Source organism: Spiroplasma chrysopicola DF-1, from assembly GCF_000400935.1.
Taxonomy (GTDB): Bacteria; Bacillota_I; Bacilli_A; order Mycoplasmatales; family Mycoplasmataceae; genus Spiroplasma; species Spiroplasma chrysopicola.
Genome location: NC_021280.1, coordinates 623,874 through 650,820, shown reverse-complemented (window position 1 = coordinate 650,820; position 26,947 = coordinate 623,874). Strand labels below are relative to the sequence as shown.

Annotated in this window: 35 protein-coding genes and 1 tRNA gene; 32 read left to right on the top strand and 4 right to left on the bottom strand. The window is 26.0% G+C overall.

Annotated elements, in window-relative coordinates; genetic code table 4:
• The first annotated feature begins 339 nt into the window (after nucleotides 1–339).
• The 13 genes from truB (at nucleotide 340) to SCHRY_RS02935 (ending at nucleotide 9,240) form a co-directional block, all read left to right on the top strand.
• Complete coding sequence (gene truB / locus SCHRY_RS03000; RefSeq protein ID WP_016338993.1) at nucleotides 340–1,260, top strand: tRNA pseudouridine(55) synthase TruB; 921 nt, start codon at nucleotides 340–342, stop codon at nucleotides 1,258–1,260.
• Between the two features lie 2 nt (nucleotides 1,261–1,262).
• Nucleotides 1,263–2,147 (top strand): riboflavin kinase, encoded by an 885-nt coding sequence (locus SCHRY_RS02995; RefSeq protein ID WP_016338992.1) that lies wholly within the window; start codon nucleotides 1,263–1,265, stop codon nucleotides 2,145–2,147.
• A gap of 98 nt (nucleotides 2,148–2,245) precedes the next feature.
• On the top strand, nucleotides 2,246–2,512 hold the full coding sequence (gene rpsO / locus SCHRY_RS02990) for a 30S ribosomal protein S15 (protein WP_016338991.1): 267 nt from the start codon (nucleotides 2,246–2,248) through the stop codon (nucleotides 2,510–2,512).
• Nucleotides 2,513–3,021: 509 nt separating this feature from the next.
• Complete coding sequence (locus SCHRY_RS02980) at nucleotides 3,022–3,258, top strand: DapH/DapD/GlmU-related protein (protein ID WP_016338989.1); 237 nt, start codon at nucleotides 3,022–3,024, stop codon at nucleotides 3,256–3,258.
• A 136-nt stretch (nucleotides 3,259–3,394) separates the two neighbouring features.
• The gene (locus SCHRY_RS02975; protein ID WP_016338988.1) at nucleotides 3,395–4,258 is read left to right on the top strand and encodes a TMEM164 family acyltransferase; all 864 of its coding nucleotides are present in this window, start codon (nucleotides 3,395–3,397) and stop codon (nucleotides 4,256–4,258) included.
• Nucleotides 4,259–4,419: 161 nt separating this feature from the next.
• Nucleotides 4,420–4,827 carry a hypothetical protein gene (locus SCHRY_RS02970; RefSeq protein WP_016338987.1) on the top strand — a complete coding sequence of 136 codons (408 nt, stop codon included), beginning with the start codon at nucleotides 4,420–4,422 and terminating at the stop codon, nucleotides 4,825–4,827.
• A gap of 1,162 nt (nucleotides 4,828–5,989) precedes the next feature.
• A complete protein-coding gene (locus tag SCHRY_RS02965; RefSeq protein WP_144060286.1) occupies nucleotides 5,990–6,502 on the top strand; it encodes a hypothetical protein in 513 nt (170 codons plus the stop codon).
• Between the two features lie 12 nt (nucleotides 6,503–6,514).
• Nucleotides 6,515–6,919 carry a hypothetical protein gene (locus SCHRY_RS02960; RefSeq protein ID WP_016338985.1) on the top strand — a complete coding sequence of 135 codons (405 nt, stop codon included), beginning with the start codon at nucleotides 6,515–6,517 and terminating at the stop codon, nucleotides 6,917–6,919.
• Between the two features lie 19 nt (nucleotides 6,920–6,938).
• A complete protein-coding gene (locus SCHRY_RS02955) occupies nucleotides 6,939–7,202 on the top strand; it encodes a hypothetical protein (protein WP_016338984.1) in 264 nt (87 codons plus the stop codon).
• Nucleotides 7,203–7,221: 19 nt separating this feature from the next.
• Complete coding sequence (locus SCHRY_RS02950; protein WP_016338983.1) at nucleotides 7,222–7,665, top strand: hypothetical protein; 444 nt, start codon at nucleotides 7,222–7,224, stop codon at nucleotides 7,663–7,665.
• A 2-nt stretch (nucleotides 7,666–7,667) separates the two neighbouring features.
• On the top strand, nucleotides 7,668–8,099 hold the full coding sequence (locus SCHRY_RS02945) for a hypothetical protein (protein WP_016338982.1): 432 nt from the start codon (nucleotides 7,668–7,670) through the stop codon (nucleotides 8,097–8,099).
• A 162-nt stretch (nucleotides 8,100–8,261) separates the two neighbouring features.
• A complete protein-coding gene (locus SCHRY_RS02940; RefSeq protein WP_016338981.1) occupies nucleotides 8,262–8,573 on the top strand; it encodes a hypothetical protein in 312 nt (103 codons plus the stop codon).
• Nucleotides 8,574–8,601: 28 nt separating this feature from the next.
• Entirely contained in the window at nucleotides 8,602–9,240 is a 639-nt protein-coding gene (locus SCHRY_RS02935) for a hypothetical protein (RefSeq protein WP_016338980.1), read from the top strand.
• Here SCHRY_RS02935 and SCHRY_RS02930 read toward each other — a convergent pair.
• Nucleotides 9,218–9,964, bottom strand: a complete 747-nt coding sequence (locus SCHRY_RS02930; RefSeq protein ID WP_016338979.1) for a hypothetical protein — start codon at nucleotides 9,962–9,964, stop codon at nucleotides 9,218–9,220. The genes SCHRY_RS02935 and SCHRY_RS02930 overlap by 23 nt on opposite strands.
• A gap of 57 nt (nucleotides 9,965–10,021) precedes the next feature.
• Between SCHRY_RS02930 and topA the strand changes: the two genes are divergently transcribed.
• The 12 genes from topA (at nucleotide 10,022) to SCHRY_RS05265 (ending at nucleotide 20,063) form a co-directional block, all read left to right on the top strand.
• Nucleotides 10,022–11,812, top strand: a complete 1,791-nt coding sequence (gene topA, locus SCHRY_RS02925; protein WP_016338978.1) for a type I DNA topoisomerase — start codon at nucleotides 10,022–10,024, stop codon at nucleotides 11,810–11,812.
• A gap of 129 nt (nucleotides 11,813–11,941) precedes the next feature.
• Entirely contained in the window at nucleotides 11,942–12,319 is a 378-nt protein-coding gene (locus tag SCHRY_RS02920; protein WP_016338976.1) for a hypothetical protein, read from the top strand.
• A complete protein-coding gene (locus SCHRY_RS02915; protein ID WP_016338975.1) occupies nucleotides 12,320–12,610 on the top strand; it encodes a DNA adenine methylase in 291 nt (96 codons plus the stop codon).
• 109 nt (nucleotides 12,611–12,719) lie between these two features.
• Entirely contained in the window at nucleotides 12,720–12,980 is a 261-nt protein-coding gene (locus tag SCHRY_RS02910) for a hypothetical protein (protein ID WP_016338974.1), read from the top strand.
• Between the two features lie 243 nt (nucleotides 12,981–13,223).
• The gene (locus SCHRY_RS02905) at nucleotides 13,224–13,832 is read left to right on the top strand and encodes a hypothetical protein (RefSeq protein WP_016338973.1); all 609 of its coding nucleotides are present in this window, start codon (nucleotides 13,224–13,226) and stop codon (nucleotides 13,830–13,832) included.
• 133 nt (nucleotides 13,833–13,965) lie between these two features.
• Nucleotides 13,966–14,047 (top strand) — tRNA-Gly (locus SCHRY_RS02900).
• A 95-nt stretch (nucleotides 14,048–14,142) separates the two neighbouring features.
• Nucleotides 14,143–14,604 carry a hypothetical protein gene (locus SCHRY_RS02895; RefSeq protein ID WP_016338972.1) on the top strand — a complete coding sequence of 154 codons (462 nt, stop codon included), beginning with the start codon at nucleotides 14,143–14,145 and terminating at the stop codon, nucleotides 14,602–14,604.
• A 1-nt stretch (nucleotide 14,605) separates the two neighbouring features.
• Nucleotides 14,606–14,890, top strand: a complete 285-nt coding sequence (locus SCHRY_RS02890) for a hypothetical protein (protein WP_144060285.1) — start codon at nucleotides 14,606–14,608, stop codon at nucleotides 14,888–14,890.
• Nucleotides 14,881–15,198, top strand: a complete 318-nt coding sequence (locus SCHRY_RS02885; protein ID WP_016338970.1) for a hypothetical protein — start codon at nucleotides 14,881–14,883, stop codon at nucleotides 15,196–15,198. Before SCHRY_RS02890 ends, SCHRY_RS02885 begins: the two co-directional genes overlap by 10 nt.
• A gap of 104 nt (nucleotides 15,199–15,302) precedes the next feature.
• Nucleotides 15,303–15,596: a hypothetical protein gene (locus SCHRY_RS02880; protein ID WP_016338969.1), complete on the top strand. Its 294-nt coding sequence runs from the start codon at nucleotides 15,303–15,305 to the stop codon at nucleotides 15,594–15,596.
• The gene (locus SCHRY_RS02875; protein ID WP_016338968.1) at nucleotides 15,589–17,862 is read left to right on the top strand and encodes a type IV secretory system conjugative DNA transfer family protein; all 2,274 of its coding nucleotides are present in this window, start codon (nucleotides 15,589–15,591) and stop codon (nucleotides 17,860–17,862) included. The genes SCHRY_RS02880 and SCHRY_RS02875 overlap by 8 nt, the downstream gene beginning before the upstream one ends.
• A gap of 203 nt (nucleotides 17,863–18,065) precedes the next feature.
• Nucleotides 18,066–20,063 carry a lipoprotein gene (locus SCHRY_RS05265; protein WP_016338967.1) on the top strand — a complete coding sequence of 666 codons (1,998 nt, stop codon included), beginning with the start codon at nucleotides 18,066–18,068 and terminating at the stop codon, nucleotides 20,061–20,063.
• A 156-nt stretch (nucleotides 20,064–20,219) separates the two neighbouring features.
• On the opposite strand, the gene SCHRY_RS05655 is transcribed toward SCHRY_RS05265, so the two are convergent.
• Entirely contained in the window at nucleotides 20,220–20,315 is a 96-nt protein-coding gene (locus SCHRY_RS05655; RefSeq protein WP_408020250.1) for an IS3 family transposase, read from the bottom strand.
• 212 nt (nucleotides 20,316–20,527) lie between these two features.
• Between SCHRY_RS05655 and SCHRY_RS02860 the strand changes: the two genes are divergently transcribed.
• The 6 genes from SCHRY_RS02860 to hpf all read left to right on the top strand — a co-directional run bounded on the left by SCHRY_RS02860 (nucleotide 20,528) and on the right by hpf (nucleotide 25,190).
• Entirely contained in the window at nucleotides 20,528–20,731 is a 204-nt protein-coding gene (locus SCHRY_RS02860; protein ID WP_016338966.1) for a hypothetical protein, read from the top strand.
• A gap of 252 nt (nucleotides 20,732–20,983) precedes the next feature.
• A complete protein-coding gene (miaA, locus tag SCHRY_RS02855; protein ID WP_016338965.1) occupies nucleotides 20,984–21,922 on the top strand; it encodes a tRNA (adenosine(37)-N6)-dimethylallyltransferase MiaA in 939 nt (312 codons plus the stop codon).
• Nucleotides 21,923–22,034: 112 nt separating this feature from the next.
• Entirely contained in the window at nucleotides 22,035–22,658 is a 624-nt protein-coding gene (locus SCHRY_RS02850) for a DnaJ domain-containing protein (RefSeq protein ID WP_016338964.1), read from the top strand.
• An 18-nt stretch (nucleotides 22,659–22,676) separates the two neighbouring features.
• Nucleotides 22,677–23,978, top strand: a complete 1,302-nt coding sequence (gene obgE, locus SCHRY_RS02845) for a GTPase ObgE (protein ID WP_016338963.1) — start codon at nucleotides 22,677–22,679, stop codon at nucleotides 23,976–23,978.
• 1 nt (nucleotide 23,979) lies between these two features.
• Nucleotides 23,980–24,726 carry an NAD(+) synthase gene (gene nadE / locus SCHRY_RS02840; RefSeq protein ID WP_016338962.1) on the top strand — a complete coding sequence of 249 codons (747 nt, stop codon included), beginning with the start codon at nucleotides 23,980–23,982 and terminating at the stop codon, nucleotides 24,724–24,726.
• An 89-nt stretch (nucleotides 24,727–24,815) separates the two neighbouring features.
• Nucleotides 24,816–25,190: a ribosome hibernation-promoting factor, HPF/YfiA family gene (gene hpf / locus SCHRY_RS02835; protein WP_016338961.1), complete on the top strand. Its 375-nt coding sequence runs from the start codon at nucleotides 24,816–24,818 to the stop codon at nucleotides 25,188–25,190.
• Between the two features lie 60 nt (nucleotides 25,191–25,250).
• Here hpf and SCHRY_RS02830 read toward each other — a convergent pair whose 3' ends face one another.
• Entirely contained in the window at nucleotides 25,251–25,673 is a 423-nt protein-coding gene (locus SCHRY_RS02830) for a hypothetical protein (protein WP_016338960.1), read from the bottom strand.
• A gap of 55 nt (nucleotides 25,674–25,728) precedes the next feature.
• Nucleotides 25,729–26,142 (bottom strand): hypothetical protein, encoded by a 414-nt coding sequence (locus SCHRY_RS02825; protein ID WP_041611943.1) that lies wholly within the window; start codon nucleotides 26,140–26,142, stop codon nucleotides 25,729–25,731.
• 79 nt (nucleotides 26,143–26,221) lie between these two features.
• Here SCHRY_RS02825 and SCHRY_RS02820 point away from each other — a divergent pair, with 79 nt between their 5' ends.
• Nucleotides 26,222–26,773, top strand: a complete 552-nt coding sequence (locus SCHRY_RS02820) for a DJ-1 family glyoxalase III (RefSeq protein WP_016338958.1) — start codon at nucleotides 26,222–26,224, stop codon at nucleotides 26,771–26,773.
• Nucleotides 26,774–26,947: the final 174 nt, after the last annotated feature.

The window sequence follows — 26,947 nt, the reverse complement described above, 5'->3', positions numbered from 1 at the left end:
ACTTGCAAATGATTTCTTTTTTTTGTAAAAAAAAATCAGTCAGAGTAAATTAACAGCCTTTAAAACTCTGACTGATTAAGGTCGTATGAAAAACAAACTTTAATTTTAAATTATTTTTATAAAATATTGCTATTCGCAATTATTTTTTGCACATAAGGAAAGGCTAGAACAATTTGCAATTATTAGAATGTATTTATTTTTCATACTTTATTATCATAAACCAACTAAATTCAATTAGCAATAAGTTTAAAAGAATTCATAAATGTTATGGTTTTAGTAGTGAAACCATTGGAAGAAATGTTATAATTAAAGGCAGTTAGGGAATAAGGAGAGACTAGGATGCGCACAACAATTTTAAATGATGGTATTTTATTAATTGATAAGCCAGTTGGTAAAACTAGTAACCAAGTTATTCAAATTATTAAGAAAAAATTAGGAATTAATAAAATTGGCCATGCTGGGACCCTTGATCCATTAGCGACAGGGTTATTAGTAGTATTATTAAATAATGGGACGAAAATAAGTGATTATTTATTAACAGCTGATAAAGGCTATGATGTAACAATGAAATTATTTATTAAAACTGATTCTGGGGACATAACTGGGAAAATTATCGAGGAAATTACACCATTTAAAATGAAAAGAAAAATTATTAAAAAAGCTTTTGAAAGTTTTAATGGTTTTATTTATGAGCAATATCCACCAAAATATTCGGCGATAAAAGTAAGTGGTAAAAAATTATATGAATATGCCCGTGCTGAGCAAGAGGTTCAAATTACACCACGAACAGTGACAATTCAATCAATTAAATTTAAAAGTTATAATCATGTAACACAAACAATTCAATTTAGTGTGATTTGTTCAAAGGGAACATATGTTCGTAGTTTAGTTGAAGATATTGCTTATAAAATGGGGATTCTGGCAACCGTTCAACAATTAACTCGTGTACAATCAGGAAATTTTAAGTTAGCAGATGCTGTTAAAGTTGAAGATGTTAGCCACAATGATATTATTTCTATGTATGATGCCTTGTTTATTAATAAGCAACCATTATTAATGTATCATTATGATGAAGAAATTCGTCAAGGAAAACCAATTGTAATTATTAATCATAGTGATCCAAACATTTTTATTATTGATAAGCATAAAAATGTTTTAGCAATTTATAAACATATTGGTAAGCATGTATACGCTTGTCAACGAGGATTATGATCAAATGAACAAGGCCCTACGTTAATAAGTAAAGGGGAAAAGTACTAATAATGAAAATCTTAAATTGAACAGAACCTAATTTAGCAGAAGAAAAAGTAGCATGTTTAGGGTTTTTTGATGGGATTCATCCAGGCCATTTGAAATTATTAGAAAAAGTTGGAACAATTAAAACATCAACAAATAATAAAAGTCTTTTTTTTACCCTTTCAAAACGAATAACAGATTTTTTTAATAATAACCAAACAGCAATTATTTCAAATAAAGCAAAACAAGATATTATTGCCCAAATCGGCTTTGATTATTATTTAAGTGTTCTTGTAAGTGAAGAGTTTTTGGCTTTATCATGATTTGATTTTCTTGATATTTTAAAAGAACGATTTAATGTTGTAAAAGTTGTTGTTGGATCAGATTTTTGTTTTGGTAAAGATCGTTTGGGAGATGTTGATAAGTTAATTTCCTATTTTGGCGCTGATAATGTAACTATAGTATCACGTGACCTTAATTATTCTTCATCAACAATTCGCAAATTATTACAAGAACATCAAATTATTGCTGCCAATAAAATGCTTTTTCAAAAATATCAAGTTACTGGTGTTGTTGAAAAAGGGGACCAGCAAGGGAGACTGATTAATTTTCCGACAGCTAATCATTATCTTCAAAATAAGTTATTAATTCCATATGGTGTCTATGTTTCCACTGTTATTTATCAAGATAAGCAATATCAGGGTATGACTTGTTATTGAAACAAAAATGGTCAAGAACGAGTTGAGACATATTTGTTAAATTTTGATGGTGATTTGTATTGCCAAGAATTAACAATCATATTTGAAGATTATTTGCGTTATAATATCAAAGTAAACAGTTTAGCTGAATTGAAAATAACGCTGGAAGAAGATTTAAAAAATACTATTGATTTTTTTCAAAATAAAGCATAAAATGTTACTTAGGTTGTTATTACATTGTTTTTAAAGTTACCTTCTTTTATTTACTTTGTTTTAACATAATAAACCACCAACTAGAAGGGAAAAATAAAATGATTTCAAAAACAAAAAAAGAAGAATTAATTGCTAAACATGCACGCGGTAAAAATGATACTGGATCAGCAGAAGTGCAAATTGCCTTACTAACAGAAGACATTGCAAATTTAACAACTCATTTACAAAGACACCGTAAAGATATTGTTTCACGTCGTAGCTTGTTAAAAAAAGTTTCACAACGTAAACATTTATTAGCATATTTAACAAAAAAAGACTTTGCTCGTTACAAAGCAATTATTGAACAATTAGGACTTCGTAAATAGTAAAAAGGATAGTATCCAATCGAATGTTTCTTTTAACTAAAAATATATTAAATAAAAATCTCTTGGATTATTATTTAATATATTTAGTTAGGAGAAACATTTTTAAATTATAATATAAAATAAAGATATGAATAATATGATACTGTTAAATCTAATTGAATAAGGAAGCTTAGAAAATGACCAATATTTTTATACGAGATAAAAAGAGTGAATTAATTTTACCAACAGATAACGAAATCGCAAAAATAACTAAGGAAATTAATAATACACAAAAGCAATTACAAATTTTGAATTATAAATGTATTATTTCTAAAAAAGTTAAAATTATTTTCAAAAGTAATTAATAAACCATTACCAGAGGGTTTTTCATTTTTAACTTTAATTCATTTAGATTACGGTAAGACTTTAGAAATAGGTAAAAATAGTTTTATTAATTTTGGTTGATTTTTTTGAACTAGGGTGGAATAATAATTGGTGATAATGTTTTAATTGGACCTAATTGTAATATTATGACAACTAATCATCCTATTGATAAAACTCTTTGAGAAGGAACAATTTCAAAAGAGATTATTATTGAAAATAATGTTTGATTAGGAGTAAATGTATCAGTAATATCCGGGGTTATAATTGGCGAGAATTCAATTATAGGCCCGGGGATTGTTGCTACTAAAAGTATATCAAAAAATATTATTGTTGCTGTTATCCCTGCAAGGGTCATCAAAGAAATTTGATTATGTTTTATCTAATTATTTTAATAATCTTTAAAAAATGTCATAATTTCTTTTTAGAAGACTAAAAAATTTTTTTGAATTTTTGTAAAAATCAGATATAATTTAAAAGTTAGAATATTTATCAGTAATATATATTAAAGGAAGAAAAACTATGTTATTAACAATTAATCCTTTTGAATTTAATTCGCCAGATAGTCCAATATTATGAGAATTATATAGTTGGCAACACATTATTCCATTAATAATGTGTTTAGGAATTACTTTTTCATTATATGTTTTTCCGAAGAGTTATGCATATTTATCAAAGACTAATTATTTTTTATATTCGCTTGTTGGCTTTCAAATTATCTTTATGATTTACCTAAGAGTAATGCAAGCAATTAATTTAAAAGCATATCAAGAAGCTGGAATCAATTGAACAGGGATTTTACCATTTGATTTTTGCGCCTTAACACAAATCTTTTCAATTATCACTGTATTTTGAAAGAATAATAAGTTTTTTAGTTTAACTATTTTTTACCCACTTTTTGCTTCATGATTAAGTATTTTTATTCCAGAAGGGCAAGTTCAAACTAATCCAATCACTTCAATTCATTTTTGAGAATTCTTTGTTGCTCATTTCTTAAGTTTTTATATTTATTTTTATAGTTACTTATATGGAAAACGCCAATTTGATCGTAAATGAATCAAATTATCAGCGCTTAGTTTATTAATTTATGCCTTATTAATGTATATTGTTAATACATCATTTGGCACTAGTTTTATCTACATGGGCAAAGAAATTACCCCAGGTCCAGTTGATTTTCGTCTATGGTTAGGAACTAATTTTGGTAGTTTTGTTAATACGATGTTTACGATTTTTGTAATGGGATGAGGGGGAATGACGTTATCATACTGATTATTACGTGGTTTAAAACCACTCTATCAAGACAATGGTCAATCAAAATTACATGCTTCTTGGATTTATGTCTTAATTAATAAAATTAAAGTGAAAAAAATAAACCAGCATCAGTAAAAAAAATAAAAAAGTAAAGGAATAAAACTTTACTTTTTTCATTTTTAAAAATATTCCTATTTTTGTAATCAAATCCTTTTCTAAAATAACCCTCATAAGGGGTTTAAAAATGAGAAAAAATAAGGTATAATTAATAAAATTAATCAGAGAGGATATATTTTATGACAAATTTTAGTAAAAAATTATCAGAACCAGAAATTAGAATGATTTGAGACAATACCCAGCAAGGTGGGGGAAGAAATAATTTATTGTTTCGTCGTGATATTGCTGGGGCTTTTATCAAAATTGGCGAGTTAAATCAAGAAAGTGAATTTGGTTGAGTAATTGATTTATTAGTACCACTAGATAAGGGGGGTAAATTAGAAGTTAATAATTGTTTAGCAATGCATTGAAAAAATGCTAAAGCTCGTCGTGGCACTTTAAATGATTGAAAAGCGGCTATTGAGGGAAAAGTACAAAGTGAAAATAAAAGGGAATTTCAAAAACCTACTAATATTAAAACTAATAAGATCATAAAAGCATCTGGTATGAAAGTACATGAAGTTTCACCAATTTGAAATAAATATTAATGGTTAGTTGTAACCATTTTTTTATTTGCTATTAATTGTCCAAAATATTTAATTTCCTAGTAATATTGAAAATTATCAGCCAAAATTTTATAATTAATATATAAAAATATTAATAATGTATGATAACCCTTTCTCAAAGATTGTTTAAATTACTAGTTAAGGGAGCAAAACCAAGAAAAAGTTATTATTTAATATTAGTGAGTACTCTATTTTTTCAAAGTACTAGTTTAAAGATGATCCCAATATAATCCAATTAGTTTAACAAGTAATAAGTATGGATTTAATTCAATTATTATTAGCGCTAGTGGTCTTAAATGTGTGTGGTTTTTATACATCAGTGCTTTGACCGAATAAAAAAAGTGGTTGTTCGGAAACCCATATTTTATAAGCATTTTAGAAGACTGAAATTATTCAGTCTTTTTTACTGCTTAAATTGTATATACACTAAATTCTTGGGATTAGCTAAAGCACTTAATTATCGATATGTTCCTATTGATAATCTCCTTTCTAGTCTTTCTGATTGAGTCCATTTAGAATCTTGCTAATAATAATATGGTTAGTCCCAAGAATTTAGTGTATATACGTTGAAGGGAAGTGCAACAGGAACATTACTTTTTTAATATTTTATATGATCAATAAATAATTTAAAGAAGAAAGATACTCAAAACTAAGACTAATTTTATTCTTTAAATCGCATATATACATAATTCTTGGGATTAGTTAAAAATGAGGCATTTGATACATATCTATTATTGTTTTATTTTAATCAATTTTTAATCAACTTTTAAATCAAAATCAGGCTAGTCTCAAGAATTATGTATATATGTGTTAAGAAAGGAAGGATACAAGGAACATTACTTTTTAACTATATCAAAACAAAATTAAATATAACTATATACATGTGTCAAAAAGTCAAATACAAACTATATTAAAAATTAACATTATTTTATTAAAACAATATTTTATGCGCCCAATTTCAAAATTAAACATATCAAGCTTTAAAAATTAGTACGAAAGGAGTGTCTAATTATGAAAAGTGTTTTTTATTGCGTAAATTTTGATTTTTTTATTAATTTGGCACATCAGTGATTAAAACAAAGATTAGAAATTGATTAAAAAAACAGTGAGTGGCTGTTGCTGAAAAAATCAGTGATTCCAATCAATGACAACAACTAGGGAGGAAGTAGTAACAATGAAAATTAATAATTCACCGATAGGAACTTATGAAAACTTATTTTATGACGAAACTGGAAGACGTAAAAAAGCATGAAATTTAAAATATTCTGATGAGTTTATTATGAAATGTTTAAAAGAAATATATATAGATGGTTTAAGCGCTACTGATATATCAAGAAAATATGAAATTCCGATTGGTACAGTTTGGCGTTTCGTTAATCTTTATAAATATCGTGGTAGTTATAGATATGATCGTGAAGGAGGAATTTGTGATCAGTTAGAACCATTACTTAAACCTTATTTTAGAATGCCTTTAAATGTTAGTTTACAAAATTATAATAAAGCAGAACAAATAAGAATGCTACATTCAAAAGGATTATCATATGCAAACATAGCAAAAGAATTAAATTTGTCATCAACAAGAGTTGTTGACTATTATGTGAAAAAACTTAATTTACCAAGACGAATAATAGTTTTTGGTCCAAATCATATGTGATAAGGAAAATAAATAATGGCAAAAAATATTTACAATCTATACATACTAAATTCTGAAATTTATCATCGTTTAGAAAATAAGCAGGGTAAATTAATAGGTTATTTCATAAATAATCCATCTGTTAGTTTAGAAGTATTTTATGTAAAAGCTAATTGAGTTTTTAATGACGAAGGATTTGCTAACTGTTTAACGGTTGGTATTAGTAATACAGATCTGTATCCAATATTTTTAAAAACAGATTTACAGAATTTGAAAGATTACAAACCAGGTAGTGAAATTATTAAAAATTTTATTTTTTCAAATAGTAAAAAACAAAATACAATTGATGAATTTCATCAGATGTATCAAAAAAAGAATAATTCAGTTAATAATGCCAATATAGATACTAAACAATTAATAAAAGATTTAGAAAATCTTTAATTAGAAGGGAATAAACATTATGACAATTGAAGAATTTAATAATAAATATAAACGAAAATATGAAATTAAAATAAAAAATCATATTAGTCTAGGATTTAAATTAGATTTATTTGATTTAAAAAATAGAATAACTATTTGTGAATGTTTTTTTATAAAAAAACCAATAATTTCAAATTGAGGCATTTATTTAAAAATTATGAAAGATTATATTAATGTTATTGATACAGTTATTACTGATAAAAATTTTGATAAAAATAATATTTATAACAAAGAAAAATTTTAATAGAAAGGAACATTCTAATTTGGAACAAATTAAAAAACAAGTTTTTTTAAATAAACGTTATTTAGTTAAATGAACTGAAAAGAAAACAGCTTTTGCAGTTCAATCGCCAGTTAATCCGAAAGCTGTTATTTGGTGATCAAGAGAATGATTTCAAATCAGCAAAAAATGGCCATGTGGAAGTGAAAATACATGTTTAGGAGTTGGTGAAAATAATCCAGGGCATATTTATTGTCCGACAGGGTATTTTGCGACAGCCTGCGTTTTTAACAGAGATTATGAACAAATAGTATATGGAGAAAAAGGAGTTGAAGAAATTATTTCGATAAATGGTAAAAAACTTTTTGAAGCATTTGAAGAAATGAAAAGAAATAATTCAAAACAATACTTACAGCAAGCAATGGAATTACAAAATACATTAGCTAACAAAAGTGATACTTATTTAAATATAGGAAGGTTTAATTAATTATGAGTAAAATACTTAAAGAAAATATTGATGGTAAAAAATTAAAACAAATAATTAGTAATGACAGTTACCGTAATGAAATTTTAGAACGACTTAGATATGCTGAAGTAATTAGGAAAGAAACCAGACAAAATTCAGAAGGAACAAATTTCATTAATTTAATAAATATTTTACATAATACATTAGATCAACTACAAGAATGGTCTATTGAAAAATATGGAGTAAATAAGGAAGAAGTAAAATTAACTCAAAAAGATTTTTTTAAAGCATGTCCTTATACTAATACTGAAAAAATAGAAAACAAGGATATTTGTAAGAATTGTAAATCCCCAAGCGAATTTGATGGTGAGGAAGATATTCATAATCATATGTATGAGTGAATAGTTACGTCAGATGGTTTAGGAAAAATAGATCAATTACCAGAAGGAGAATAAAGTTATGAAGAAATCTGAAATTTGTAATTTTTGTAATAAAAAAATAAGACATGGTAATACAGTTAATAAATTTAATATGATAATGCATTATTTATGCTATAAAAAAATACAAAAGTGAAAGATATCTTTAAGTTGCTAATTAATAGAAAGACTGTACATTAAATGGAAAATTTAAAAAAAGAAAATAAAAAACAACAATTTTGTGAGTTATGCATTGAAGCTGGGGCAAAAATAATACCTTTAGCTTTTAGAAAATTTGACGCGTTAAATATGTTTCTATGCTCTGAATGTTATTTGGATTTATTAAATTGTCCAATGGAAGATGTTATTGGACAATGTGAAATATGCAACAAACAAATAATAAATATTTTTTTATTAAGGACAATTATTTATGTTGCATTGAATGCAAAAATAGTTAAAACATTTTTCTTAGCAAAACAGAACTTTAAAAATTTAAAAATATTTAAATATTAATTACTAAAATAGAAAGAATGTATATTAAATGGCAAATTTAAAAAAAGAAAATATAAATATGACTAAAAGAAATTTTTTAAAATTAAATAAAATGAGAAAAATAACAAAGTATAATTCAAGAGACATTAAGAACTCAGAATTTTTTAGAAATTTGGGATCAACAATTTCAGTTTCAATATTTATCTCTTCAGAGTATAAAATATTTCTTTTAAAACTAATTTTTGAGAATTATGACTACTGGTCAAATATAAAAATATTTTTAAAGAAATTAAAAATACAACAACAAAAAATTTTAAAAAATAAAGAACTTATCTTAATAAGTAATTATAATAATCAAAAAATATTAAGTATGTTTTCTTTTATTAGAGATGTTATAGAGTTAAATTTATTTAAAAATTCTAGTTTTTTTGAAAATTTGGAATCAGTAATTTCAAAATCAATCCTTATTCATTCTGGCTATAAACCTTTTATATTAAAATTAATTTCTGAAAATAAAAAATATTGATCAAATAATCAAATATTTCTGGAAGAACTAGAAAAATCATATAAAAAAATTATAAGAAATGAAGAATGAATTTTAGCAAGTGACTATAATAAAGATGAAATTTTAAATATGTATATTTTTATAAAAACATTAGTAGAATTTAATCTATTTGAAATCTATTAATTATTTTTCAATCTTTGTTAAATATACAATTAAACAATATAACAGCAAATCAAGGCCATGTTTTAATTATTCCTTGTAATCTATGTAATTGTTCATTTGTATCTTTATTTATTTCTATATCTTTTAATACTAATCGATTTTTATTGAAATAAACTTTATCCAAAATATATGAAACATTTTTAAGAGAATATGTTTTATATACTGTATCTTTTATTTTTTTGTCTACAATTGATTCTTCAAATAAAATAAATGCTGTGTGATTATGCTCCGTTCTTGTTAAAAGTGGAAATGGATAATATAGAGTTCCTCCAAAGTTATTGTTTTTATCTAATGGATTTGAAAATGTATTAATTCTATTTGTTCTTGTAGGTTTTCCTGGTGCAATTTCTAAGTATTTAGATTTACTTCAAGGTTTGATAATAGGCACTAAATCCCCAATTTTTGAATAGATATCTATTGTTATTTCATTTTCACTATATTCATTTTTTCATAAACTAAAAAAATTAATAAATTCAGCTTGTAAATCAAGTAAAAAACTTTTTGGACTATTTGAATTTCCATATCCATCAGATAATCTAATTTCTTCAAGTGTCTCATCAATAATGATTTTAGTAATTTCATGAATTGAAATAAATCTTAACTCAGCATAAATTAAACGAATTATAAAATCTTGTTTAGAAATATTATTTTCAAATAAAATCCTATTATTCTTGTTTTTAAACATAATTTATCATCCTTTTAAAAATTATATCAATATTTTATATAGAAAGTAGGTGCTAAATTGAAATATTTAGTAGTGTTAGAATCACCTAACAAAATTAATAAAGTAAAATCTTATCTAGAAAAAGTATTTCCTCAACATAGTTTTCTTGTAAAGGCCTCAATGGGTCATATTACAGAATTAGTAATAAAAAATGAAAAGTATCCATTGGGAATAGAATTAGATACTATGACTCCAATATTTAATGTTGTCGAAAACAAAAAAGATACTATAAAGCAATTAACTCAATTTGCTAATGAAGTTGATAAAGTTATTTTAGCAACTGACCCTGATCGAGAAGGAGAAGCTATTGCATGGCATTTGCAAGAGCAATTAAAATGTCAAAATAAAACAATTAGATTAACTTTTAATGAAATCACAGAAAAAGCAATTGAAAATGCTTTTAGTAATCCCGGGCAATTAGATTATCAATTAGTTAATGCTCAACAATCGCGCCAAATGATTGATCGTATTATGGGCTTTAAGTTATCAAATTTACTCCAAAAAGCAGAAAATTTAAAATCTGCTGGGAGAGTTCAATCAGTAGCTTTAAAGTTAATTGTAGATACTGAGTTAGAAAGAAAAGAACACAATAAGTTAGAGTACTGAACTATTAAACAAGAATATAAAGATAAAAACGAAATTGAATTATATTTAGATCAAGATGGTAAAGAAATTGTGAAAGATAAAGTTCTTAATTCACAAGAAAAAGCAGAACAAGCTTTATCTAAAATTACTAATAATCTAGTTGTAAAGGAAATCATTGAAACCGAATTCAACAAAAATATTTATAACGCATATACAACATCAAGTATTTTACAAGATGCAAATATAGATCTAAATTATTCTAGTGAAAAAACAACAACTCTATTGCAACATTTATTCGAAAATGGATATATTACTTATCCACGAACAGACTCTACAAGACTTAACGATGATTTTGTAGTAGCAGTCCATAAATTTATTGCAACAAATTATGGCCAAGAATATGTTGGTCAATATAAGCCCGGTAAGACTAAAGATAATGTGCAAGATGCACATGAAGCAATTCGGCCAACAAATATTAATTTAACACTAGAAAAAGCTAAAAAAGAAATTGCTAATTACGATGAATATAAATTATATGAATTAATTTATAACAATACCTTATATGCTTTAATGGCAAATGAAACTGGTGTTAAATATAAAGTATTATTTTCTAATAACGGATATACTTTTAAATTAAATTTTAAAAAATATCACTTTACTAGTTATTATGATTTACAAGAAATTGCTTTAGATAATTTTAATTATCATTTTAAAGTTGGAGAAATAATAACTTTAGATTCAAAATGATTAGCTGAACAAAATTTTACAAAACCTAGTTCAAGATATACAGAACATTCATTAATTAAAAAACTTGAAATTAAAGGTGTCGGAAGGCCTTCAACATATGCCACAATTATGAAAACCTTAATTAACCGTGAATATATTAAATTTGATAAGAAAAGCATTTATCCTACTGAAGATGGTATTAAAGCCCATAATTTATTGCAAAAATATTTTTCAAATATTATTAATGAAAAATATACAGCTGATATGGAAAAGGTATTAGACAGAATTGCAGATGGAGAAATTAATCATATTGAATTTCTAAAATTATTTTATAATAACTTTATTTTAGATTTTAATAATGCAACTAACATGATATTTAAAGATTCAGTTAAATGCGATAAATGTAATATTGGTTATATTATTCAGCGCAAAAGTTACAAAGGTAATTATTTTAAAGCATGTAATAACTTTCCTGCTTGCAAAAATATCGTAAGTTAGAATAGGAGATAATTATGCCAAATAATGACTGAGTTGAATTAAAAGAGTTATCAACTGAATATTGCCAGCAAAGTTGACTATGCACTAGAAAAATAAAGTTTTATTCAAAAAAATTAAAGAAAGGACTTTGTGATAATCATTATGATCAGTTATGTAAAGTATCCAAAATCAAAAAATAAAAGAAATTTTGATAGTTGGCCAATGTTAAAAGAACAGTTAGAAAGTGGTAAAACAACTTTAATTACAAAATGTTGAGGTTATATTATTGGTGCATATGAAAGTTTAATGTTAGCATCTAATGAATTTCATAACCAAGATTTAAATGATAGACTAAATGAAATATTTTGTTTAGAAATTGAAAAAATTAATAGTATCAAAAATATTATCAATATTAAAAAAATAGCTAAGTTAGAGGTTATTAGCCAAAGCACCTATAAATATCAAAAGTGTTTAGATCAAATTGAAGAATATCCAAAAGAAATGGAAATTTATAAAAAGAGTCAATAAATGAAATTTATTAGTCCATTAATTTGGCCGGGTGGAAAAGCTAAACATTTTGATAAAATAAAATCATTTTTACCGGGTAATTTTGATATGTTCATTGATCTATTTTGTGGGGGTGCCTCAGTTGGTTTAAATGTTTTAGACCAAAATTTATGTAATCAAGTAATTTTTAATGACTTACATACTGAATTAATTTCTTTTTGACAAGAAGGAATCCATTTAATAGAGTTAAATTATTTAAAGACACTTGCATATCCTATATGTCATGTTAGAGCAATTAAAATTATTATTTAGTTTTGATTCTGAAGATATTAAAAATATCATGCTTAAAAAATTGCATCGAACTATTAGACAAGTTGATCAAGAAGTCCAAGCGCGAATTAAAAAGGAGAGTAATTAAAATATGGAAAATTTAAATAATAAACTTGATCACAGACATTATTGATGGGTAAAAAATACTTTATTTCGCCTCTATACTAAAGAGCAAATTTTAGATGCTTTTAATAAAATAAATAATGCGGTTGAAAAAGCAAAAAAGGGCCAAGAAATTTCGCCCTGAACAAATGATACTGAGTTAGATCGAAAACATTATTGATGAATTAGAAGTACTTTGTTTAAACATTATGAATATGAAATTTTAATGAAAATAATAAAAAATATCTAGAAAATTTGTTTTTTTAAGAGTTATAATATAAATATAAAAATATATTGTGACATAAAAATATACTAATTAATTATATTTAAAGTATTAACATAATAAAATATATCTCTAAAACATTAATTTTTAACTTATATAAAATAATATTTTTTAGTTTTTATTAAATAAAATTATTTTATTATTTACTATTAATTATTTATTAAATAATGGTAGGGAATTGGGTGGGTTATCAGAAAGGACTTTTATATTATGAAAGCATTACTAAGTATTATTGCTGGGGCTGGAATTTTATCAACAAGTTTTAGCTCAATCACATACCTTACTTATGAAAAAAATCTGAATCAAAATATTGATTCTGAATCTAGAGAATCTATTTTTTATTTTAATGATAGTACTAAAAATGACTGAATAGTAGAAGCAAAAGCAACTCCTTGAGGAGCTGGCACTAGTGCATCTGATCATACATGAGACTGAAAAACTATAAATTTAGGGCAGAGTAAACCAGAGTATCAATTACTTAAATTTTTAGGTTCAGCTAATTCAGAAGTTAAATGGGGCAGTGCCTATTGAAACTATGATATTGGTCAATCAATACCTTTAGAATTTAAAAAAGAAAATAATTATAAAATAACTAGTACAGATGATGCAAAAAAATTTACTACAATACTTAAATATAAAGATGAGAAATGATCTCTTTTAGCCAACATAGATGCATGGGTTTATTTAGGATATACTTGATATAAAGAAAATAGTAATTATTATCTACAAGTTGCTAGTTATCAATTTGTGGCTGCATATAATTCATATACAAGTGTCTATGGAACAGCAAATATGTCAAAAGGTATTATATTAAGTTAGTATAGTAATATTTATGATACTTTTATATATAGTAAAAAATTATTGATGAATTATAAATACTTTGTTTAAGCGCTACAAATATGAAATTTTATTAGTGATGTTAAAAAAATAGTTTTTATGATAATATTATTATGATCAATTGATGGAATTGGTAGACATAGCTGATTACCAATCAGCTGTTGAAAAACGTGCGGGTTCAAGTCCCGTATTGATCACAGAAAGGCTAACTATATGTTAGTTTTTTTGTTTTTAAAAATTATTTTAATGATATAATGCAGTATATAATTTAAATTCTAAGGAGAATTAAATAATGAAATCACATATTTTTCCACAATCTTTATTAAAAAAAATATTTTTAAAATACCTAAACAATAAAAATTTTGGAATTGCTAAAATTGATTTATCTACGGGTGAATATAATTTTGAAATTATTAATTCTGATAATGATTTAAATATTTATGTTAATGATAACGATAATTTTTATCTTAATTTAGATATAAAACAAATAAAAAAATATGAAGAGGATTGAAATTTAATTGAACAGCCATATATTGAAAAAGTTTCAACTTCAGCCAAAAAAATAATTGAAAATAGTATTAATCTTTCTAATGATTCATTATCCAAAAAGCTAAACTATTTATTAAAAGATAAGTATAAAATAATATATAATTTTATTAGGCTATGTATTTTTCGCTCTTATTCAAAAGGCTCAAAGATTAAAATAGCAGAAGTATGTTCTAACACTAGTAAAATTAATAAAAAAAATTGATAATATGGATAATTTAAGAGTTAGAATGGTCCTTGCTCTTGATATTAATCAAATTAATAAAGAACGTGAAAATTTTTATAAAAAATTTGAAATTACTGATGAAAATATTGAGGATTTTAATTATTTTGCTTTACAACTTGTAACTAATATTGATTTTTTTATTATTCCTGATCCACCTGTGTATAGTATAGGAAAAGATTTTTTTGCGATACCAGATCCAAATCTTGGTATGGTATGTATTCTTAGAAAAAATTGTAGTTTAATTTTTGAAAAAAACAAATGCGTATAGAAAAAAATATAAATATTGAAAAATATAATTCTATTTTTGATACTAATTTTTTGTTATATAAAAGTTCTGACAATTTGAATATTTCAGAAATACCTTTAATAGTTTATTTTAATTTAACCTTAGAATGATTATTAAATGTAGGCACAGAAAGAGGATATTTGCATTTTATAGGAAAAGAAGCCGATTGTATAAAATTAATTAGTGATGGTTTAGCAAATTTTATAAATCAAAGAAAAGAAAATGAAGACAAAGTATCATCAGAATTACCAGTATTAATTATTGGCCCTAAAAAATATAAAATAATATAGTATAATATCTTTGTAGATGACCAAATGACACATGCTACGATTTTTATCGTATGCATGTGTTTTTTATTTGGTAAAGAACAAAATCAAAAGGAAAGGATATTAATATGACTTATCAAACAACAATGTCGGCATTGATGTTTTTATCAATAGTTTTAGTAATTTATGAAATTATTATTTTTGTTAAGTGAAATAAGTACTGTCAAAAAATATGATCAAAATATTTTCAAAAATGAGTTAATAGTAAACCTGAATTAAAACAAGAAATTAAAAAGTTAGATGAAAAACAAATTTGCAAAGCTAAAAGAGAAATAAAAATTAGATTAATTTTTAATTTTATAGTATTAGCAATTGCAATAATTGGAGTTATAGTTTTTGGAGTGCTAAGTTTTAATGGATAATCAAGAAAAAAAGAAATTTTGAAATAAACCTAGAAAAGAATCTTTAATTAACTCTATTATTATATTTCCGTTTGTTTTAGGAATTGGGGTTGTGATAATTCCATTTTTGAAAGTATGAAAAATGGAAGGGTTTAAATTACTTAAATATTTTGATTTTTTATGATTGTTTATTAAAGAAAATCCGGTTTTTATAACTTTGCTATGCGTAATTCTAACTGCCATTTTTTGAACTATAACTTTTATTATTATTTTAATTAAAAAAGAATTGGGAAAAGTTTATATTAAAGAAGTAGATTCAACTGAATATGGTGCGGCAAAGTGAATAGTTAATGAACTAAAAGAAAAGGGAAAAATAGAATCTTTCAATGAACTATATCCTAATCATAGTCTTATAAATTCTGAGCAACCTGGTTGAGCAACAAGATTTATTAAAAACAAAAATGAGCTAGTTTTTAACATTCGAGATAATACGCATGCTGTTTGTTTAGGAGCGACAAATTCCGGAAAGTCTCAAAAAATCGTAATGCCCTCAGCAATCTATAATGCAAATTTGGCTTTTGAAAAACAACCATGTATGGTTTTTACTGATCCAAAAGGAGAGTTATATCAAAATCTTTCTAAACCATTACAGGAAAAGGGATATGAAGTATTGACCTTAAATTTACGTGATGCTAAATTATCATCATCTTGAAACCCGCTAGCTATTGCATTCAAATACTATTTTGATTCAGTTACATTGCATGAGCAAATTAAAAGAGTTAATTTCAATAACTTAGAAGAGATAAAAGAAAAATTGAAAGACATTAAGTGTTATGATCATGAAGAAAGTTTTTGTTATGAATGTTTAAATTCACTAGAAGAAAAAGGGCAAATAGCTATTTTTGAAAAGATGTGATTTAGAAAAGTAAGTAAAGCAGAACTGCTATGCGAAACAATGAAACGAGAATTAAAATCTTTTGCTATTGAAGAAATTAATGATCTAGTTTTAACAATTTGGCCATTAAAAGGGAGCGATAACGACCATTTTTCTACAATGGCCGGAAGCATTACTAAATGCTTGATGTTAGGAATGCTAGAAATATTGGATAAAGACCCTAATGAATTGACACTAGAAATGTTTAATTTACCAACTATTGGAATTTTAGTTGCTGACCGCCAAAAAATGAAACAATGACATAATTCCTTATCTTTAAAATCAATGGCCCGAATAGTAGGGTCAAATGCTTTGAAAACAGGAGATAAAGAACTGGGTTCTATTCTTTCAACTTTAGATCGGGGCTTACAAATTTATCAAGATATCGGAATTCAGACTATTGTCTGTAAAAATGATATTAATTTATTTACATTTACTGATAAACCAAAAGCGTTATTTTTAATAGTACCTGATGAAAAAACTAACCGCCATATTCTGGCCAGTTTATTTGTTTCTCAACTGTACAAAGCAAATGTTTTAGTTGCAAATTCACAATCTAATAAACGTTTGCCAAGAGATATCCAATTTTATTTAGATGAATTTGGGAATATGCCAATGATTCCAAACTTTCAAGGATTTGTAACGGTTGCTCGAAGTCGAGGAATGTTTTTCTTACTTATTCTACAAGATTTTTTACAATTAGATCAAAAATATGGAAAAGAAAACGGGGGAATTATTCGTTCCAACTGTAACTTGAACATTTATATTCAAACAAATGATACACAAACAGCAGAAATGTACTCAAAAATGCTAGGTGATCAAACAGTAGAAGTTATCAGTTATACAACTTCTCGCGACCCAAAAACAAAAAAAATTATTAAAAATCCCCCACAAACTAGATTAGAAGGAATGCCATTAATTAAAGCCGGGAATTTGATGAAACTAAAAAACCCTTATGGAATCATATTTAGTTCTAAAGAAAATCCAGGACTTGTGTATATGGAATCAGCTTGAAAATTCGCGAAGGAGTTTAATTTAGGAAAAGAACGGAAAGAAAAAGAAATCAATACTGTTGATTTCTTGAATGACTACTTTTTTAATTTATTTTCATATGTTCCCGGTAAAAATAATATTGATGTTGATATTTTGGTTAAACAAGAAACAGAAAGAGAAATTTCACAAAGTAAAGAAAAGGTTGAATTACCAAATATTACAAGTTTATTAGCTAAAGCACCAAGTGAAAGAACTCCGGAAGAACGTGAGATTGTTGCCAAATATCGCAACATTCAAACCAAAATAAATAAAGAAGAAAATAAGAATTTAATAAATAAAAATAAACAAGATTTGAAATAAATCTTGTTTATATGTGTAAAATAATTAAAAATTTAATAACTTTTAAACAATCTAATTTATCAAACTTTTTCATTTTTTTTTTTTTTTTAAATAACTTTAACAAAATAAAAATATTTTATCTCTTTTTATTTATAATAATTATATCTCACAAAGGCAACATAAGTTTGTTTGAGATAATTTACGGAAAAAAGGAGAAAAAGAAAATGAAAAAATTATTAAGTATTTTAGGAACCATTGCCATTACTGCTTCTGGAACAACTTCAGTAGTTGCATGTGGAACTAAAAATGCCGCAAGTGCAATTGATACATTTAATATTAAAGATAGCTACCAAACTGTTCCAAATGGATTTGCATTAAAAAAACTATTAGCAAAAGATGGAAACAATGTTGATAAACTAAGAATCCAATTTTTACCAGGTTTAAATGAAGCAACAATTCGTTATATGGGACCAACAACAAAATCAGCATTTATTTCAAAAACAGTTAAAATTCATCCAACAACGAAAAATATTAGTCAAATTATTACAAAAACTTCATTACCAATTAGTGGTGTCGATGATGCTTATAAAGATAAAGTTTCACCATTAGAATTAATTAATTTATTAAACCAAACTAATTTAACAACAAATGATGTAAAAGTTAATGTTGATTCAGAAAAACACATTGTAACTTTAACTGGAATAAAAGAAGGGGACTTTAAAGGTGAAGTTGAAATTAATGATGAAGCTTTTGATTGAACTGATTTTGCCAGTTTAACTAACATCAATGATGTTTACTTACCTTATGAAATTGCTGATAAGTTTATCAACAGTGATAATAGCACTATGGCTATTTTAACAACTATTTTCCCTATTGTAATGGAATTCGTGGGTGCTCGTAATCCATTATTTGAATTTTACCAAGGAAAAATTATTCAGTTAGCCTCCTTGACTATAGGTGATTTAGAACCAGGACAATCAATTATTAATAATCCAGTTTTAACAGCAAAAATTAATAAAAACTATGAAGGTTCATTAGTTTTTGGAGCAGATGATATTACGGACCGTAGAAATAACTTTAAAATTTTTATGAAAGGAACAATCCAATTTAATTTTAAAATCTTAAATGATATAAATCCTAACTTTATGACTAAAACACATGGTAAAGGGGCAGATTGACAAACAGCGAAAAAATATGATATTCATGAATACTTATCTGGTAACTATAATGAAGAAAATAAAAATCAATTAGTTTTTGACTTAGTTGAAAAATATTATGGTAAAGATTTTCTTGACAAATATCATGATGTATTATTAGAAGATTTTTGAATTACTGACTTAACAGCAACAAGTGCTATTTTAAAACCAAAACCTGGATCAATGTTATTTAGAAATCATGATGAAAATGGTCTTATTGCCGCCCAATACCTTACAAATCCAGTCTTTTCATATAAAATAATAGTTCATTTTAACATTACTAATGGTGACATAAATGATATTCTTAAATTAGAAACAACAAATTTAGGTCAATTATACAGTGAAGAAAAATTAACTAAAGAAGAATTGGGTACTATTTTTATTAAAAAAAATAATCTTAAAGAAGATTCACTAAGTGACTGAGGTTTATTTAAAATAACTGATATTACTGATAATAGTTTTATGATTAAAAGTCAGTTAGAAGTATTCAAAGGAAAAATTAAAATTGATTATGCATGAGAACAACAAAGAAGTTTAAGCAATATTATAACAAAAACAAATTTAGGAGAAATCGATTTAGCAACTTTACAAAATTTTAATCAAGATATTATTATAGATAAAGTTATTAGTTTAAATCCAACTGTTAATAAAACGTCAATTAAAGTAGTTGATAAATCAATAGATGATAATGATAATGTCACAATAGAAATAGTTCCTTTTAATGGTGATTTTGGTAATGATGATTATGATCAAATCTATTCTGGTTCAGTCAATGTTACTTTCAAAGCAATTAATCGCCAAGATCTTGCAAAATTAATTCCAGCTAACTTTGATTTAAAAAAAATTGTAGCAGCTAATTCAGAAAGTATTATTAGTGCAATTAATGCCCAATTTAAATTATCTCTAGAACATTTCACCAATGTTATTGTTAAAATAAGTGATGACAAAAAATCGGCAACAATTGCTGCAAGAGGATTTATATCACAATATTTTGGAACAGCAACTGTTAAATTTACAACAGCATAAATTTAAAAACAATACTAAAAAAATAAGTTCATATGTGAATACCTAAAATAAAATAGACACATAAAAAGTTAGTTATGTGTCATAATTTTATTGAAAGGTATTCTTTTATTATGGGAACAAAATGATTTGGAATGGCAAGGGTTTTTTGAACAAATTTTATATAGAGTAACGATTTTTATATTCAATTGGTGTTAAATAATTTAATTTGCTGTGAATTCGCACATTATTATATCAATTAACATAGTCAAATAATTCTAATTTAAATTACTCAACATTTTTAAATTTTCTGTTTTTAATTAATTCTGTTTTTAAAATTTTATAAGTTGATTCAGAAATAGCATTATCATAAGGACAGCCTTTTTTACTTAAAGATCTTGTAATATTAAAAGTTGAAATTAATTTTTCAATTAAATTATTTTTAAACTCATTACCTCGATCTGTATGGAATACTTGAATTTTATTTAATGGTATTAGATCCAAAAAAATGAACAAAACATTTTGTTCAAGGTAAACCGGTTATTAGCAGTAACGATAATGTTTTTGAAAATTTACCAATCTTACCTTTAGATGAAGAATTAGGGATTAAATTAGTAATTGCTGATTCTTATGGGAACTTACATAATTATATTATTGGTAAAATTGTCTTACCAAAAGAATTATTTTTCTAATATAATTAATTATCAAAAAATATGTTAAAATGTAATTGTCCGTAAGGACAGTTTTCTACGTTTGTTATAACGTTAAGGTGTGTTTGGGGTTATTAACCGCTATATAAATCAATAACTCTACACCCAAGCACTTAAAGCGGTTCAGGGTTATTTTAATGATAAAATAAAAGACTAAGTTTTACTTAGTCTTTTTCAATTGTCTAGTAATTTTTTTAAAAAAAGTTATAGTTATAGTAAAGGAGTTTAACGAAAATGAAAGAAGTTAAAGTAATTTTAATTATTGGTCCAACCGCTAGTGGTAAAACTGATTTATCAATTAAATTAGCGCAAACTTTTAATGGAGAATGTTTGAATGCGGATGCCACTCAAATGTTTAATGGGTTAGATATTGCAACTAATAAAATTACTCTTGAAGAGCAGCAAGGGGTTAAACATCATTTTCTTTCCTTTTTAGATTTAACAGCTAATTATTCAATTAGTGATTTTCAAAAAGCCGGGCGAGCAACAATTAATGAAATAGTTGCCCGTAATAAACTGCCAATTGTTGTTGGTGGAAGTGGTTTATATATTAATGCTCTTTTAAAAAATTATCAATTTTCTTCTCAAGGTCGTAACTTAGCTAATTTAACAAAATATGAGCATTATTCTAATCAAGCATTGTGAGAAATGTTAGCAGTCGTTGATAAAGAAGAAAGTAAAAAAGTCCATTACAATAATCGTAAACGAATTCTGCGAGCTTTAGAATATTATGACCAAAATCAAATCCCAAAATCAGTAAATGACCATGATCAAAATATTTGATATATTAAACCTTATATTATTGGATTGTTACCAGATAAAGATGAATTGCATACTCGAATTGCCGAACGTGTATTAGCTTTAACCGCGCGAGGATTATTTGCAGAAGTAGCCCAAGCTTATCAACAATGTCATCAATCATTAGAATATCAAAGCATGCATATTATAGGTTGTCGAGAAATTGTTAGTTTTTTAAAAGAAGATATTAGCGAGCAGGACGCAATCATGGCAATGATTAAAGCCAATAAAATTTACGCCAAAAAACAAATTACATGATTTAAGCATCAATTAAGTGATGTTAACTGATATCAATTTTCCTATTCTAATTTTGATGCAGTTAGCCAAAAAATTATTGAGGATTTAAAAGAAAGTGATTATTTAAGAGAAAACTAATTGCTTAAGTAAAAGATATTTTAATAATTTTTGAGTTTAGATAAAAAAGTTATTAAAATTAAGATATAATTAATGATAGTTTACTTAAGTTTTTATAAAATAAGGAGTTATTATGTACGAAAAGGATTATTACAAAATTTTAAATGTAGCTCAAACAGCTACTAAGGATGAAATTAAGGATGCCTTTCGTCAACTAGCAAAAAAGTACCATCCTGATATTTCAGTTGAAAAAAATGCCGAAGTTAAATTTCGCAAAATTTCAGAAGCATATGAAATTTTATCAGATGATAATAAAAGATTTGAATATGATCAGTTAAATTTTGTTGAAGATTATCAAGTTGATTATGCTAGTGAAGGTCAGATTTTTAATAGTGGTTATTTGCTTAAAAAAATCCCTAAAAAAATGAAAAAGGGTCCTTTATTAACTGGTAAAGTAAAAGCAAAATTAACAAGCTTATTATTTAATTCAGCAATTTCAATCAATTTATTTATTGAAGAAAATTGTTCAAGTTGTAGTGGTAAAGGCTATGTTATTTTTAATAAGAAAAAATATCTTTGTGATAATTGCCAAGGTTTAGCAAGATTTGAAGTTGAAAAAACAGTCCAATTTAATGTAACAAATTTTAAAGAAACAAAACAAATTATTATTTTGAAAGAACAAGGTAATGATGGCTATAATGGGGGACCAAAAGGGGATATAAAACTAAAGTTAATCCTAAAAAGAAATAAAAGTTAAAGGAATGGTGAATTGAACGTGAAATTTATCGATGTAGCAAAGATTAAATTAAAAGCTGGTGATGGTGGAAACGGAGCAGTTGCTTTTCATCGTGAATTGTATGTCCCAAAAGGTGGTCCATCTGGGGGTGATGGTGGCCATGGTGGTGACATTATTTTTGTTGGTGATGAGGGGATGAATACTCTATTAGATTTAAAATATCAGCGTGAAATTAAAGCTGAAGATGGTAATAAAGGGGATATTAAAAATATGCATGGTCGTAATGCCCCAGATAAATACATTCATGTTCCACTAGGAACTTTAATATATAATAATGCTAGTGGTGAAATAATTTGTGATATTGTTAAAAATAATCAAGAAGTTATTATTGCAAAAGGTGGCAAAGGTGGGCGTGGCAATGCCCGTTTTGCTAGTAGTAAAAATAAGGCCCCAACAATTTTTGAAGCTGGTGAATTGGGGCAGGAATTAGAAATTCGTTGTGAATTAAAAGTCTTAGCAGATGTTGGCTTAGTTGGATTACCAAATGCTGGAAAATCAACATTATTATCAAAGATTTCAAAAGCAAAACCACAAATTGCTGATTATCCTTTTACAACTTTAACCCCTCAATTAGGTGTAGCTCAAGACAGTAAAGGGCGAACATTTGTTGTTTCTGATTTACCAGGTTTAATTCCTGGTGCCGCCGAAGGGAAGGGTTTAGGTTTTGCCTTTTTACGTCATATTGAGCGATGCAAAATAATTGTCCATGTTCTTGATATGTCGGGAAATTATGGTACGGAAGATGTTTATCAAAACTATTTAAATATTCGTTCAGAATTAGAACATTATAATATTAATCTAGCTCATCGTCCCGAAATTATTGTTGCAAATAAAATGGATATTGATTTATCAGCCCTTAATTTAAGTGATTTTAAAACTAAGTTACCAACAGCTGAAATCATCGAAATTAGTGGATTGTTTTCGCAACATTTAGATGAACTATTGTTAAAAATTGGGGATAAATTAGCAACTGTTAGCGATAGCCAAGCTTTATGAGAAATTAATCAAGTTGAGCAAAATCCAGCTGATTATAAAGTTTATGAATTTGAAGAAACAGAAATTGATGTTCAAGTTATTAATTTAGGTAATGGTCTATGAGAAGTAACTGGGCAAGATGTTCATAAAGCATATCAAAAAAATCCAATTAGTACTTATGATAATCTGCTAGTTTTTAATAAAAAATTGCAAAGTTTAAAAGTGTTTGATATGCTAAGAGAAAAGGGCATCAAAGATGGTGATTTGGTAAAAATCTTTGAATATGAATTAGAATGGAACGGATAAGATGACAACAATTGAACAATATGAAGAATATTTAGTATCTTGAATTAAAGCCGAAGTTAATTCGGCCCAATGTGTGGGAGTAATTGTCGGTTTATCGGGAGGAATTGATTCGGCTGTCGTGGCGCTTCTAGCAAAAAAAACTTTTCCGGATAATTATTTAACTGTAATTATGCCATGCCAGTCTGATCCAATTGATGAACAATTTGCCCAACAGTTGGTTGAAAAGCATACCTTAAATAGTTTAACAATTGATCTTAGCGAAACTTATCAAACATTATTAAAAAATTTACCTTTGAATCAGCATCAATTAGCAGCTGCTAATATTAAACCACGCTTACGAATGACAACTTTATATAGTTTAGCACAAGCCAATAAATATTTAGTGTTAGGAACAGATAATGCCGATGAATGGCATGTTGGCTATTTCACAAAATATGGTGATGGGGGAGTTGATTTAGTACCATTAGTTCATTTATTAAAACAAGATGTTCAAGCATTAGCCAAACTATTAGGAGTTAATAAAGCAATTATTGAGCGATTACCAACGGCAGGATTATGAGAAAATCAAACAGATGAAGCAGAAATGGGTTTTTCATACCAACAGTTAGATGCTTTTTTACTTGGGGAACCAGTTCCAGAAAATGTTAAAACACGGATTGATTACTTGCATAATATTTCTGAACATAAGCGTAACTTAGCTAAATCCCCACCAAAACCGTTTCGTCATTTACCAAATTATCATAAATAATTAAATAATTATTGCAAAAATCACGATAATATCTTTTTCATCCTTGTTATTTTAGGTTTATAATTAAACTATAGAAAAGAGGAATAGGTATGGAATATATTATTCGTAGTAAAAATATTAGTGTTACTGAGGCAATGGATATTCATCTCAGAACAACATTAGATAAAATTCAAAAATATGAAATTATGAAAAATAATAAACTAGTACATGTTGACCTCGAATATACAAAAAGTGGTGAAAATGATATTAAAGTATCAATTGATTTGACTGGGAAAAATAATTTTTTAACTGCTACAAGCAAAAATAAAGATTTTTATAAAGCAGTTGATTTAGTGTTAAAAAAATTAGAAGAGCAGCTAAAAAAAATCAAAGATAAAATCACGACAAATCATACAAAAAGAACTTCTTTTGCAAAGGTAATTGATGAGGAAGAATATAGTGATGTTGAGTTAGATGAAGAATAGTAAAAACTAAATTATGGCCGAAAAAAACTTTATTTAAATTAAATAAAGTTTTTTTATTTTTTATGCAGCTGGTGTTGCGGCATTTTTTGTTCGAATTTTAATTACGCCTAAACCTTCTAATAATCAAATTAAAGCACCAATAATTGTTACTAATTCAGCAACAAAGATTAATCATGTTGAAATTTGACTAACAGAGGTAATAAGTGCTCCGATAATTCCAATTACAGCAAATACTAAGAATAAGATTCCCACAATTAATTTTGATCATTTATGGCGTACAAATGTTGTTACAAATAAATATAAAAATGATGATATTAAAATGATTGATCCTCTATCATTACCATATAATTGAATATTTGCTCCATCAACTCCAAATGAATTTAGAATTGCCATAATAAATAGTCATAATCCAGCAATTCAAACCATTATTTTTTGAAAAGTAATATTAATGGTAAATGTTCAACCGTTTTTACTTTTTGCCATTTCTTCTTTTCCTTTCTCATTATTTAAGATTATTATAACTCTTTTTTATTCAAAACTAAATAATTCTTAAAATATCATTTTCTTTGATATTTAAAAATTTAATCATACCAGGGGCTAAACAATAAATAAAATAGCTGTCCTTGAAATAATGGCTAATTTTTTGGGGTCCAAAATTTTCAATTTCCTTGATAACTTGAAAGTTTTTGTTACAAAAAATAACATCAACATGATAAAACATACCAAAACTATTAAAAGCATGTACTTTACGTAATAAGTAACCATCTTTCATTGTAATGTTTTTTGGTTGAATTAGACTTGTTACTTTATCCTTTAAATTGTGGATTACTTTAATTGACAAATCTTGGGGAACACTGTTTATTGTTAAGGTTTTTGTGTCTTTTAAGGCATAATGGGGGTTCTTGGCAGTTTTTTTATTTAGTTTTGAAAAGATATTTGGAAAAAGTCGCATTTTAATCACCTAATTTTTATTCCTTCTTAACAATTATATAAAAATATAATATAATTACTAGTGAAAAGAGGTGTATAATATGAAATTTGCCTTGTTCTTGGCACCAGGGTTTGAAGAGGGAGAAGCGATTATTACAACAGATGTGTTACGTCGTGGTCAAATTAAAGTTGATTTAGTAAGTATTACAGATCAATTAGAAGTAACTTCATCCCATCAGGTTGTAATTAAAGCTGACCAATTGGTGACAGAGGTTAAATATGAAGATTATGATGGTTTTATTTTACCAGGGGGTAAAATAGGGGTTGATAATCTTGCTAAAAATAGTCAAATTAAAGAATGATTATTAAAAGCTAATCATGATGAAAAAACAATTGCGGCAGTTTGTGCGGCCCCCCAAATTTTAGGCCATTTAGGAATTTTAGATAACCGTGAAGCAACAAGTTATCCTGGTTGCACAGAAGGAATGGAAAATTCGATTTACAATGATGAAATGGCAGCAATTACTGATGGCCATATCATTACTGGTGCATCAGTTGGTTCAACAATGAACTTTGCTTTAGCCATTGCCGATCGTGTTTTGGGTCCGGAAAAAGTTTTTGCTCTACAAAATGAATTAGTTATTCGCGATTAAAAAAGTAATTTTATTACTTTTTTTTTTTTTTTTTTACGATATAATTACTTTATCTCAAAAAGGCAATATAATGATTTTATCGTTTAGGACTTAATTTAGTATTGTTTTGGGATATTTTTTGAATTTTTAAGGGTTTATGGATATTAAAAATATGACGAAAAGGAGCTAAAAAAT